Origin of the sequence: Aquiflexum gelatinilyticum, from assembly GCF_024741135.1 — a bacterium.
GTDB lineage: Bacteria > Bacteroidota > Bacteroidia > Cytophagales > Cyclobacteriaceae > Cognataquiflexum > Cognataquiflexum gelatinilyticum.
In genome coordinates, this window is sequence record NZ_JANSUY010000005.1 from 41,101 (window position 1) to 53,183 (window position 12,083).

9 protein-coding genes are annotated in these 12,083 nt (G+C 38.1%); 7 read left to right on the plus strand and 2 right to left on the minus strand.

Annotation, left to right across the window (positions count from 1 at the left end; genetic code table 11):
• The 3 genes from purD (at nt 1) to NU887_RS09465 (ending at nt 3,212) form a co-directional block, all read left to right on the plus strand.
• Nucleotides 1-1,299 (plus strand): phosphoribosylamine--glycine ligase, encoded by a 1,299-nt coding sequence (gene purD, locus NU887_RS09455; RefSeq protein ID WP_258423118.1) that lies wholly within the window; start codon nt 1-3, stop codon nt 1,297-1,299.
• Nucleotides 1,300-1,435: 136 nt separating this feature from the next.
• On the plus strand, nt 1,436-2,761 hold the full coding sequence (locus NU887_RS09460) for a PSP1 domain-containing protein (RefSeq protein WP_258423119.1): 1,326 nt from the start codon (nt 1,436-1,438) through the stop codon (nt 2,759-2,761).
• 1 nt (nt 2,762) lies between these two features.
• A complete protein-coding gene (locus NU887_RS09465; RefSeq protein ID WP_258423120.1) occupies nt 2,763-3,212 on the plus strand; it encodes a gliding motility lipoprotein GldH in 450 nt (149 codons plus the stop codon).
• A gap of 2 nt (nt 3,213-3,214) precedes the next feature.
• Here the strand turns inward: NU887_RS09465 and NU887_RS09470 are convergent, their stop codons facing one another.
• Nucleotides 3,215-7,159 (minus strand): AAA domain-containing protein, encoded by a 3,945-nt coding sequence (locus NU887_RS09470; RefSeq protein WP_258423121.1) that lies wholly within the window; start codon nt 7,157-7,159, stop codon nt 3,215-3,217.
• A 3-nt stretch (nt 7,160-7,162) separates the two neighbouring features.
• Nucleotides 7,163-7,975 (minus strand): SDR family oxidoreductase, encoded by an 813-nt coding sequence (locus tag NU887_RS09475; RefSeq protein ID WP_258423122.1) that lies wholly within the window; start codon nt 7,973-7,975, stop codon nt 7,163-7,165.
• A gap of 176 nt (nt 7,976-8,151) precedes the next feature.
• Here NU887_RS09475 and rlmD point away from each other — a divergent pair, with 176 nt between their 5' ends.
• From rlmD to NU887_RS09495, 4 genes are all read left to right on the plus strand, one after another.
• A complete protein-coding gene (gene rlmD / locus NU887_RS09480; protein WP_258423123.1) occupies nt 8,152-9,558 on the plus strand; it encodes a 23S rRNA (uracil(1939)-C(5))-methyltransferase RlmD in 1,407 nt (468 codons plus the stop codon).
• Nucleotides 9,555-9,932 carry a hypothetical protein gene (locus NU887_RS09485; protein WP_113924765.1) on the plus strand — a complete coding sequence of 126 codons (378 nt, stop codon included), beginning with the start codon at nt 9,555-9,557 and terminating at the stop codon, nt 9,930-9,932. The genes rlmD and NU887_RS09485 overlap by 4 nt, the downstream gene beginning before the upstream one ends.
• A 285-nt stretch (nt 9,933-10,217) precedes the next feature.
• Nucleotides 10,218-10,820, plus strand: coding sequence for a sigma-70 family RNA polymerase sigma factor (locus tag NU887_RS09490; protein ID WP_258423124.1), 603 nt, complete (start codon nt 10,218-10,220; stop codon nt 10,818-10,820).
• A 119-nt stretch (nt 10,821-10,939) separates the two neighbouring features.
• Nucleotides 10,940-11,974 (plus strand): FecR family protein, encoded by a 1,035-nt coding sequence (locus tag NU887_RS09495; RefSeq protein WP_258423125.1) that lies wholly within the window; start codon nt 10,940-10,942, stop codon nt 11,972-11,974.
• Nucleotides 11,975-12,083: the final 109 nt, after the last annotated feature.

Genomic DNA, 12,083 nt, shown 5'->3' on the forward strand with positions numbered 1-12,083 from the left:
ATGAATATATTATTATTAGGAAGTGGCGGCAGGGAGCATGCTTTTGCCTGGAAAATTGTAAACAGCCCAAAATGTAAGCAGCTTTTCGTTGCACCCGGAAATGCCGGAACTGCTTCTATTGCTAAAAATATCAACATCTCCCCTACTGATTTCAAGGCTCTTTCTGATTTTTGTATTGAAAATCAAATAGATATGGTTGTGGTAGGTCCTGAAGAACCCTTGGTAAAAGGAGTTACCGATTTTTTCAAGAAACATCCTACTTTAAATGGTGTGCCCATCATAGGGCCGTCTATGGCCGGTGCTGAATTAGAAGGATCAAAAGATTTTTCAAAGCAATTCATGCAGAAATACGGAGTACCCACAGCTGCATATGAAACTTTCACGAAAGAAACCTTTGAAGATGGGCTGGCATTTATCCGCAAACAGTCCCTACCGATTGTTCTAAAAGCAGATGGTCTTGCAGCGGGTAAGGGTGTATTGATTTGCCTTAGTCATGATGAAGCAGAAAATTCACTGAGAGAAATGCTCTTGGAAAGCAAATTCGGAAACGCTTCTGACAAAGTTGTCATAGAACAGTTTTTAAAAGGGATTGAACTTTCTGTTTTTGTGGCGACAGATGGGAGTCATTACAAAATCCTTCCGGAAGCAAAGGATTATAAAAGAATCGGTGAAGGAGATACAGGTTTGAATACTGGCGGTATGGGTGCCGTCAGTCCGGTACCTTTTGCAGATGAAGCATTTATAAAAAAAGTCGAAGAAAGGGTTGTCAAACCAACCATTAAGGGATTGATCCAAGAAAATATCCCCTACGTGGGTTTTCTTTTTATTGGTCTTATGAATGACGGTGGCGATCCTTATGTCATAGAATACAATGTCAGAATGGGTGACCCTGAGACAGAAGCTGTATTGCCCCGGATCAAAAGTGACTTTGTGGATCTTTTATATGCAATGGGAACAGGCAAATTAGACTCCTATCAATTGGAGATCGCTTCATATACCTGTACAACTGTGGTATTGGTCGCGGGTGGATATCCCGGAGATTACGAAAAGGGTCATAAAATTATAGGTCTTGATAACATTGAAAACTCTCAGGATTCTATAGTCTTTCATGCCGGAACAAAAATCACAGATTCAGGGGAAATCCTTACCAACGGCGGAAGGGTTCTAGCCATCACTGGAAAGGGGAATGATATTGAATCTGCATTAGAAAATGCGTATAGTAGGGCCTCAGAAGTATGTTGGGAAGGATTATATTTCCGAAAAGACATTGGTCAAGACATTTTGAAATTGATTAAATAAATCCAAAACAAAGAGGAGAACATTTCTCCCATTATATATAAATATTATGTCAGGATGTACTAGCTGCTCAACCACCTCCGGATCTAGCGGAGGCTGCCAAAATAACGGCACCTGTGGTACAAGCGATTGCAATAAAATGAATTCCTTTGATTGGCTTACCCACATGGGAATTCCGACCATTGATAAATTTGATATAGTAGAGATCAAATTCAAAGGTGGAAGAAAAGAATATTATAGAAATATAGACCGTATTTCCCTCACGACAGGAGATCCCGTCGTGGTAGATGTGCCCAATGGCCACCACATAGGATATGTTTCACTACAAGGCGAGCTTGTCCGATTGCAGATGCAAAAAAGAAAAATCAAAGATGATGATAACATCCTTCGAATTTACAGGGTAGCTACTCAAAAAGACCTTGAAAAATGGGAAGAGGCCAAAAACAGAGAAATTCCAACCCTATATCGGGCAAAACAGATCATCGATGAAATGAAGATGGACATGAAACTCTCAGATGTGGAGTTTCAATCTGATAATTCCAAAGCTACTTTTTACTATTCTGCGGATGACCGCGTGGACTTCAGGGAACTGATCAAATCCCTTGCTTCTGAGTTTAAAATCCGGGTAGAAATGCGTCAGATTAGTCTCAGACAAGAAGCGGGAAGACTTGGAGGAATCGGTGTCTGTGGTAGGGAACTATGTTGCTCCACTTGGATTTATGATTTCAAAAGCGTCAATACTTCCGCAGCTAGGTATCAAAACCTTTCATTAAATCCTACCAAACTTTCAGGCCAATGCGGCAGGTTGAAATGTTGTCTTAACTATGAGCTGGATACCTATATGGCGGCTTTGAGTGATATTCCTGAAGTGGACAAACCTTTGCAGACAGAAGCGGGATCGGCAAAACTTCAAAAAACGGATATTTTCAGAAAATTGATGTGGTTCAGTTATAACAATGATAACAACTGGCATTCAATCACCTGCGAAAGGGTTTCTGAAATACTTGAATTGAATTCAAAAGCAGTAATTCCATTTGATCTCAAAACAAACCATGGTAAGGAACAAGAGGATTTGATTTCTAAATCCAACATGGAACTTGATGCGCTTGATAAGAAATTCAGCAAAAACAAGAAAACCAAGAAGAAAAAGAAACCGAGAAATCAGGGTGAAAATCAGGTGATGGTTAAAGATACTTCTGCACCTGAAGCAAGGCCAGCTGGTCCTAAACCTGAAGGCCGACCCAACAGGCAATCTCCGGAAAAGCCTAATCAGAACAGGCAGAATCCCCCAAGAAAAAATGTAGAGAATAGGCCAAAGCCTATCGAAAACCAAGAAAAAGCAGCAGCAATTCCAAGAGAAATAAATCCCGACCAAGTCCCTAAAAAGAAGAAAAACAACAAGAGGCGGTTTAATAACAGGAACAAGGGAGAACAAAACAAAGGTGATCAAAACTCAGGACAATAACATGAACCAAAGATTTGTAGGAATCATCATTGCTCTTGTCTCATTGATAACAAGTTGTAATGGAGATAGAATTTATGAAGAGTATCAGGGGTTAAAGACCGGCAATTGGGATGTTGCTGACACAGTTTCCTTTGAAGTCAATCAACTTTCAATCCCAAATAGAACCCTTATAGGAATAAAATACAACAAAGATTATGAGTTTAGAAATCTCTATTTGAGATATATCCTAAAAGACAGCCTTGATCAAACGGTGGAGTCCAAATTATTGGACATTCCACTGTTTGACAGCAAAAATGGAAAGCCACTCGGAGAAGGATACGGCAGTACTTTTACCAAATACGACACGCTGCCTATTGAAAATCAATATTACAGTATTCACCTATTACAATATATGAGGGTAGAAAAACTTTCCGGAATTGAAACTGTAGGCGTAAAAGTAGTGAAAAAATAAGCTCAGTCTCCTAGAATTGGCTTATCCATCCAATATTGCCTACTGTAGAAAAACCTGTAGGACCATCCTTTTTCCTTTAATTGTAAAGGGTGGTAAACAAAAGCCTCCTTGGCCCCCAAAGCATCATACAACCTTTGATCATCTGTCAGCAGTGCTTCTCCGTATTTATCTTCAGCTTTGATTGCCAAATCCATCCAAGTTGAAGCAGGGAACCTATCTAATGAAAAACCTTGGTAGGTGCCCTGAATTTTGTCCCTCAATGACCATCCTGATTCGAATCTGTAAGGAATTTGAACTGCAGTTTCTATTTCTTTTCCATTGGAGATATCGATCACAAAACTGAGGTAATCCCTAAGCATTCTGATACCTTCATTCTTCAGTTGGTCTGAACTGAAATCTGTTGGTTTGATGCTGCTTATCAAAGTGATTTTCTTCTTTGCTCGGGTGACTGCCACGTTTAGTCTGTTTATTCCTCCTTTTTTAGAAAGCATACCAAAATTGGCTATCAATTTTCCTTTATTGTTTTTTGCATAGCCTACACAAAATATAACCCAATCAAATTCATCCCCCTGCACATTTTCAATGTTCTTTATAGAAAGGTTTTCAAGTTGGATTTTATCATCTTTGGTTACCATCTCCCTGATATATTCCATTTGGAAAAAATTGAAAGTAATCACCCCAATGCTTAGTCCTTGGTTGCTTTCCTGAATTGACCTGATTTCTTGTATTACAGCAAGTGCTTCTTCCTTATTGGTCTGATTGTCCCATATGCCATTGACAAATACCCATTTAAATGGATTATCCGATTCATTGACCAAATCCATTCTAGTCAACATTTTTAACCTGTTTTCATAGAAATTTTGATTTGAAAAATGGATGAGTGGCAACTGTTCACTTCTATAATGCCCTTGCAGCCAAAACTTGGGAAAATAAGAAGAAGCAAGCTCAAGAAGAGACTCTGTTTCTGCCTCGATTCCTTCTTCATCAGTTTCTATCCTCACCTGATACAGGTCAAAAGGACGGAGTTGATTGGAATCTCCGGCAATAACCGTCTGCTTCCCCCTCAGCATAGCAGGAAGTCCCCGCTCCACATAACATTGTGAAGATTCATCAAAAATAACCAAATCAAAAGATTGTTTTAGGGGAAAAAGCGCTGATACCGTCTCCGGTGAAGCCAACCAACAAGGTACCAATTGGAATATTTCCTTTTCAAAATTCTCTACCAATTTTTTGATACTCCAAATTCTCTTTTGCTTACTCACCTGATGGGAAAGTTCCCTGTAAGTCAATAGATTCCCGAGCCTGTTGAATTCAAGGTTTTTATAAGTATTTTCCCTTAACCTGATTTCAGCGATATATTTGGACAATTTCCATTTTTCCAAAACAGCCTCCATCAATTCCTCTTGGTTCTGATTTGTTTTTGGAGTTACCACATCTTGAAGCAAAGGGTATTTGGTTTCGATATGGCCTATCCAGCTTAGTTTTAATCCTGCCAAAAACAGGTTTTTCAAGTCCTGAAAATCCCTCTTTGGATGTGTCAAAAGTATCTTTTCCATGACCAGGATATCTTGGTCTTTGAGCCGGTTTCGAAGCCTGTCAAAAGTCACTAAGTCATGAAATACTACATCAACCTGAGATTTGAGAGAGATAATCCCCTCTCCTGTCCGTTCTGTGATGAGATGTTGAATCTGTATTTTACTGAGGTATAAATTCCAATAAGGAATTTTTGCTTCCAGGTCCTCTATGTTTTTCAAAATCAAATTTAACCTAGAGATAAATTCGGGCCCTGAATCCAGTTTTTCTTTCAACACGTCCGCTAAAGAACCAAATTCATGAAAAAGGTTTTTAGCTTGGCAAGTATTCTTATACAGTTCCGCAAAATGGTTGAATGATATAAAGTCAAAAGGTTTTTCCGGAAGTTTTATCCACTTTTTCTCATTCAGCAATGCGTATTGATGGTTGAGATTCAATCGGTTTTCAAGTTTTTTGATCAAAGTCTTCACCCCAAATACATTGTTTTGCAACTTGTTTTCAATCAAAAGGTGGTAAATACTTTGGAATCTTTTCTTTTTCCAAAACAATGGGATATTCCTCCTCCATCCTTTTTTTCTTTCCAAAAACTCCAAAGACAACTCAAGCAACCTTTCGACTTCTTCATCTTTGCTGTGCCATTCTACACCTTCTTCCGATAACAGTGACTTAATGGCATCTAGCTTATGGTCAAGCCAAAGAAGGTCCACTTCATTTTTGGGCAGGCTTTTCAGTTCCCAGAAGAGCTGGAGATTTTCCCCATTTTTCAAAATTTTTAATAATTCTTGAATTTTCTGTTTTTGCTCAAAAAATGAAAAAAGAAAAGACGATTCAAATGATTCAAGATCTAAAAAATCATCTTCAAAACCCTGCTTTAAATGGTAAATTTCTGACATGACTTCCCGGATTCTCCTTGATACCCCAGGTTCAAAACTGCTGAAATCCACCCTATGGAGCCAAAATGACTTTGGGTTTTGATAATTTTCAAAATAACCCGAATATGCCTTAAAATCCCTCAAAAAATCATTTAGCCTTCCGGCATGGAACCTCCTGTAAAATTGGGTCATGTCAAATGCCTCATCAGACAATTTGGAGCTTAGATACAGTTCTTTTACCGGAACACCGCATTCCTCAGTATTAAATAGCGCCTTTTTTAAACTTGAAAAATAATCGCTATGATAATCTATAAGTCTTGAATATTGGGAAAATTGCCTTTCCAGTTGAATGGCATCTATTCCAAAGTTCAGTTCCTGATACCTATCCAGAGACAGGATTTGGTCATGTATTTTTTTATACAAAGCTTTCCTGTCTGCACGGAAATCATGAACCAATGACAAAAATGAACCAAAACCTTCCTTCTCCAATCTTTTATACACGACATCCAAAGCAGCCCGCTTTTGGGAAACGATAAGGACTTTTTTTCCCCTAGAAATAAAATCAATGGCAAGGTTACTGATGAGTTGGGATTTTCCTGTACCCGGAGGTCCCTCCACTACACATGACCTTCCTTCTCTTACCGATTTGATCACTTCTTCCTGACTGGCATCTACAGGAAAGATTGTGTAAAGCTGGTCTTCTCGGACTGGCGTAGGCTGGTCCTCTTCAGGAGCAAACCGATTTTGGAATAAGGATTCAAGGTCATTAAACTCTTCACCTCCTATAAGTTTCTCATAATCTTGGATCAAAAAACTTGCCTTTTGGGAAAACTGGCCAAGTACGGCATAAGGTTTTAATTGAAGTTTGCCGGTTTTAAGTTGTGATTCATCGAGAGATTTTGCCGATTCTGGGAAAGTCAAAACTTTATTTTCATATAATTCGGAATTGAAATCTAAAAAAAACTCGTTTTTGAGCAATGCGTAAAGGTCATTACGAAATCCGATCGGGTCGGTTGAAAAATTCTCAAGAGGATTTTCTTCTCCAAAATATTGATGGTCTTTGCCGTAAGCGTAGGCATAGGCCAATAGAAATGCTTTGTTGAAGAAAGGACCATCACTTGTAGACCGGGACCAAATCCACTGATTCTCTATTTTATCTAATTCAACCGGAAAGAAAATCAATGGACATCTGATAACCTGGTCATTGAGTAACTTTCCTTCTACAAATGGCCAACCTACAAAAAGACTTTTTTCCCCTGTTTCGGTTTCAGCGACTTTGACTAAGTGGTCAAGCCTGTTGAGTCTTTGGGAAAGAAGATTGACATTTTTGTCTCTCGGGTCTGCAAAGGGAATAAGGGTTATTTTTTTATCTTTGGCTAAAAGAGATTCAACAAGCTTGAATGCCGGATGGTGGTTGAGGAAATCCAACTCATTCAAATCTATCATCTGATTGGAAATCAATCGAGGCAGGTATATAGACCTGTTACGACTGGAAAGATCCAATAACCTATTGAGATAAATCTGAAGGATATCTTTGAGCATAGTTTATTTGAAAGGCGAATCTTTTTCTTTTGCCATGTGCTTGTAAACGATTCCATCCATGATTCCGGGCATCCATTTATTTAGAAAAACCGCAAGTTTGCCTTGTCTTGTCAGGACTATATCTCGCTTTCTTTTTATCGTTGCTTGGAAAATTTCCTGTGCTACCTCTTCGGAAGTCATCATTTTTTCTTCCTCTCTTGGAGATTCACCCTGAACGGTCCCATCAGCTGTCAATGCATTGTTTCGGATATTAGAGGCTGTGAATCCCGGGCAGGCTACTAAGACATGAACTCCTCTTTTCATTACCTCCGTCCTGAGCGATTCAAAAAAACCATTCATAGCATATTTGCTGGCAGTATATGCTGTTCTTGCAGGAGTTCCGCGATATCCGTTGATAGAAGATACCCCAACAATGGACCCTTTGTTTGTAAGAATCTGAGGGAGGCAATATTTTGTCGCATAGACTGTTCCCCAAAAATTAGTATCCATCACCTTTCTAAAGACCTCCATATCCAAGTTTTCAAAAAGTGCTCTCATAGAAATACCGGCATTATTGACCAGGATATCAATCCGTCCAAAATGTTTGATGGCCTCTTCCGCTATTTTCTTATTATCAGTTTCGGAACCTGCATCAGCCAACACTCCATAAGCGTCCACTCCTTCCTTCCTAAGTATATCTAAGGTATTGTCCAACTTCACCTGAGACCTACCTGTGATCACGACTTTATATCCTTCCCTCCCAAAAACCAATGCACAGGCCTCTCCTATTCCTGAAGTAGCTCCAGTTACTATGACGACTTTATCCTTTAATTTCATGAATGTGGTTTTAAAAGCTTAAAGATAAAAATTCGAATTGAAGGCTTGCAATCGGGCTTGATGTTTTTGGAAAGATAAAAGCGCCCGTGGCTTCTCGGGATTTAAAGGGTTTTTCCGTCTGATTTTTAATTTTTCATTTGACCAATCTTCCGATCCAAACCCTTATTTTTGCGCCCATGTCAAGAAAGATGAAAAATAAAGTAATCGCTAACCTGAGGATTGAAAGAATTGCAGCGGAAGGGAAATGTGTCGCACATCATGAGGGAAAAGTGGTTTTTGTACAGAATACAGCACCCGGCGATCTCGTAGATGTACGCATCAATAGAGGAAAAAGCTCCTTTATGGAGGGAGAGGCCATCAGATTTCATGAATATTCAAAAGACAGGATTGAACCTTTTTGCTCTCATTTTGGCACTTGCGGGGGCTGTAAATGGCAGCATATCAATTATGATTTACAGAAAAATTACAAAAGGCAACAGGTAGTCGATCAGTTTGAAAGGATAGCCAAAGTAGAAATACCTGAAGTATTTCCGATTCTTGGTTCGGCAAAAACCCAATATTACCGTAACAAACTTGACTATACTTTTTCGAACAACAGGTGGCTGACAAGAGAAGAAATCAATTCCGGTGAGCAATTTGAAAGGAATGCTTTGGGTTTTCATATCCCAAAAATGTTTGACAAAATCATCGATGTCGACCATTGTTACCTTCAGGGTAATATTTCCAATGAAGTACGTATTGCTTTAAGAGATTTTGCAAGGGCTGAAAACCTGAGTTTTTATGACATCCGAAATCAGGTGGGCCTATTGCGAAATCTGATCATCAGGACAACTAGTACAGGTGAATCAATGGTGATTGTCCAATTTGGAGAAGAGAACTCTGAAAATATCGAGAAAGTGATGAGATTTTTAAACGAAAAATTTCCTCAAATCACTTCCTTACTTTACATTATCAACCTAAAAAAGAACGAAACATTCAATGATCTTGATGTGATTACCTTTTCTGGTAAAGACTTTATAGAGGAAGAAATGGAAGGGCTAAATTTTCGGATTGGACCAAAGTCATTTTACCAGACCAATTCCGAACAAGCTTACGAGCTTTATAAAGTAGCAAGAGAATTTGCTGACCTACAGGGAGATGAAGTGGTATTTGATCTTTATACGGGCACAGGTACGATTGCAAATTTTGTAGCTAAAAATGCAAAAATGGTCATTGGGATTGAATATGTAGAGGCTGCCATCGAAGATGCGAAGTTGAACGCCAAAGTTAACAGCATTGAGAACACCCAATTTTATGCCGGGGATCTAAAGGATATTTTGACTGAGGATTTTGTAAGGAATCATCCCAAACCCGATGTGGTCATCACCGACCCACCTAGAGCAGGAATGCACGAAGATGTCGTCAAAATGCTTCTGAAGTTGGAAGCTCCGAAGATTGTCTATGTAAGTTGCAACCCTGCCACCCAAGCCAGGGATGTTGCTTGGCTTTCAGAGAAATATTCGGTGGATAAAATCCAGCCTGTGGACATGTTTCCACAGACCTATCATGTAGAAAATGTTGTACGATTAACTCTAAAACCATGATTTCAGATTTCAATGATCCCGAACTGAGCGGAAAATATCTAGGAACCATTACCAAAGACTTTGTCAAAGTTTCGGATATCCTCAAGGAAGCTTCTTATCAGGTCAGAAGTAGAAAGTTTTCTGATTTTCCGATTTTCCCGATCTCCAAAGAAGTGCAGCCAATCGGAAAGCTGCTTCTAGGAAAAGTGGAAAAAGACTTGGACTGGAATTATTTCATCACTTACGTAGACGAATTTATCCAAAGGAAACTTATCGCCGAGGAATTGTTGGATGAATTCAAAGCTGCTTATAAAGACCCGGACGAGTTTTGTTGCCTTTTTGTAATGGATGGGGTTTTTACCAGTTTTGTATACATTCCATATCCTGAAGATTGATTTTTCCAAAGTCCTGAAAAACTTCAGGACTTATTTTTTTTAGGAATACATCGAAATTTGCTCAGGTTTTTTGAATTTTTTTTCCATTTAACCATACTATTCTACCTCAGATCTATCAAATCATCTCAGAAATTCATGAGGCTATTGATTTTTTTAAAAAGCATATTTATATTGAGTTATAAATTATTGACAGAATATTATTTCACCATTTAATATTCTGTAAATAAATCGTTGTTAGACTCACTATTTATCCGTTCCTTTAATTTAATTATTTATTTACCTGATATGTATAAAGAAAAAGCATTTGATATTACTTCAGCAGTCTCTAGGCTCCGGGAAGGTGATGAAAAAGCTTTTTCAATATTGTATGATTTTTTTAGGTCTAAGGTTTTTTTCACTTCAAAAAAAATGAATTTGTCCACTGAAGATGCCGAAGAAATCGTACAGGAAGTTTTTTTGATAATCTGGAAAAACAGACAAAACCTCAACTCGGAATTATCTTTCAACGCATACCTTCTTACCATCCTCAAATCCCTAATCATTAAGAAATCTAAGAAAGAAGCCAGAAGGATAGCCTATGAAGTCTACACCCTTTCGACTCAAGAAATTGAAAGCAACGAAACTGAAACACAGATTGAATATTCAGAATTTGAGAGGATTTCTATTTCAGAAATCGAAAAATTACCCAAAACACAAAAGGAGATTTTCAAAATGAAAAATTATGAAAACCTTCATTCAGGAGAAATCGCCGAAAAATTAGGGATTTCGAAAAGAACCGTAGAAAGCCATATTTACGTTGCAACCAAATCAATCAAAAACAAACTTCAAAAAAAATACTTAATTGCCATCAAATCTTTGGCAATAGGGATGATATATTATTTTTTTTAACCATCCTTATTGGGATATCCCGCTTAATATTTCCTGATTTTGAAAATAATTGAAATATTTTCGATTATTGACTAAGTAAATCCTTTCCGATATTGCTATATGTAGGAAAGAGATATTTAATGAGTTACAGCAAAAGAGATATTGATAGATTTTTTGACGGAAAACTTTCAAAGAAAGAGGCCAAGGATTTTTTGAACTGGCTGGACTCTCCTGCCGGTGAATCTACATACAATGCCATTATTGAGGATGCGTGGTCAGATGAATTAAAAAACACCGATGAAGCTCCCGAGAAAGCTGACCCACACATTTTTGTTTTTTCAAAGAAAGAAAATCAGTCAAAAAACATTTCTTCTTCGCCCGTTAAAAACTCAAAATATAAATCAAAGACAATTTGGACTTTGACAGGATTAGCTGCCACTTTGGTTCTTCTCTTGTCAGCCAGCTATATTTTTTATTTTGATTCCCCATCTCATAAAACTGAAGAGCGGACTGCCTTCTTGGAGGTCAAAACAATAGAAAGATTTACTCCAAAAGGAAATAAGAAAATAATCACCCTTCCTGACGGTTCTACCGTGGTCCTAAATGCAGACAGCAAATTGACCTACGCAAGTGATTTTATCCAAAATAGAACCATCACCTTAGAAGGTGAGGGATTTTTTGATGTCGTCAGAGATGAGGAACATCCATTTAAAGTGATCACTGATAACATCGCTACGACAGCTTTGGGAACCAGTTTCAACATCAGGGCATATGAAGGCAATCCAAATATCCAAATAAGCCTGGCCTCCGGCAAGGTCAAGGTAGAAAATAACATTGACCAAAACCTTCTTGAAATCACCCCCGGAGAGGCTGTTTATTACTCAGAGGACAGCAATACTTTTGAAAAACAAAATGTAAACCTTTCCCACGTATTGAGCTGGAAGGAAGGTATTCTCCAATTTGAAAAAACCCCCTTCAACTTGATCATCGAAGATTTGGAAAGATGGTACGGTGTAGAAATAAAAGTCACGGGAGACAAAAAATTACCTGAATACAAATGTTCCGGTACATTCAAGCCACATGAATACTTATCCAATGTCTTGAAAGTACTTAGCTATTCAGTGGAATTTGAATATAAAATTAGTGGAAATGAAGTAACTCTTGAATTCAATTAAACAAGCCTATGAAACAAAAAAACAGAGAACACCATACAATTTTCCTTTAAAAATAAAGGAGATTGCTTCCGATCCAATCTGAATTGGATTTTAGGATAAATCAGAATGA

What these genes read in the sequence shown, in the direction of transcription:
- purD (WP_258423118.1), top strand. Translation starts at nt 1, where the DNA reads ATGAATATATTATTATTAGGAAGTGGCGGCAGGGAGCATGCTTTTGCC.
- NU887_RS09460 (WP_258423119.1), top strand. Translation starts at nt 1,436, where the DNA reads ATGAATTCCTTTGATTGGCTTACCCACATGGGAATTCCGACCATTGAT.
- NU887_RS09465 (WP_258423120.1), top strand. Translation starts at nt 2,763, where the DNA reads ATGAACCAAAGATTTGTAGGAATCATCATTGCTCTTGTCTCATTGATA.
- NU887_RS09470 (WP_258423121.1), bottom strand. Translation starts at nt 7,159, where the DNA reads ATGCTCAAAGATATCCTTCAGATTTATCTCAATAGGTTATTGGATCTT.
- NU887_RS09475 (WP_258423122.1), bottom strand. Translation starts at nt 7,975, where the DNA reads ATGAAATTAAAGGATAAAGTCGTCATAGTAACTGGAGCTACTTCAGGA.
- rlmD (WP_258423123.1), top strand. Translation starts at nt 8,152, where the DNA reads ATGTCAAGAAAGATGAAAAATAAAGTAATCGCTAACCTGAGGATTGAA.
- NU887_RS09485 (WP_113924765.1), top strand. Translation starts at nt 9,555, where the DNA reads ATGATTTCAGATTTCAATGATCCCGAACTGAGCGGAAAATATCTAGGA.
- NU887_RS09490 (WP_258423124.1), top strand. Translation starts at nt 10,218, where the DNA reads ATGTATAAAGAAAAAGCATTTGATATTACTTCAGCAGTCTCTAGGCTC.
- NU887_RS09495 (WP_258423125.1), top strand. Translation starts at nt 10,940, where the DNA reads ATGAGTTACAGCAAAAGAGATATTGATAGATTTTTTGACGGAAAACTT.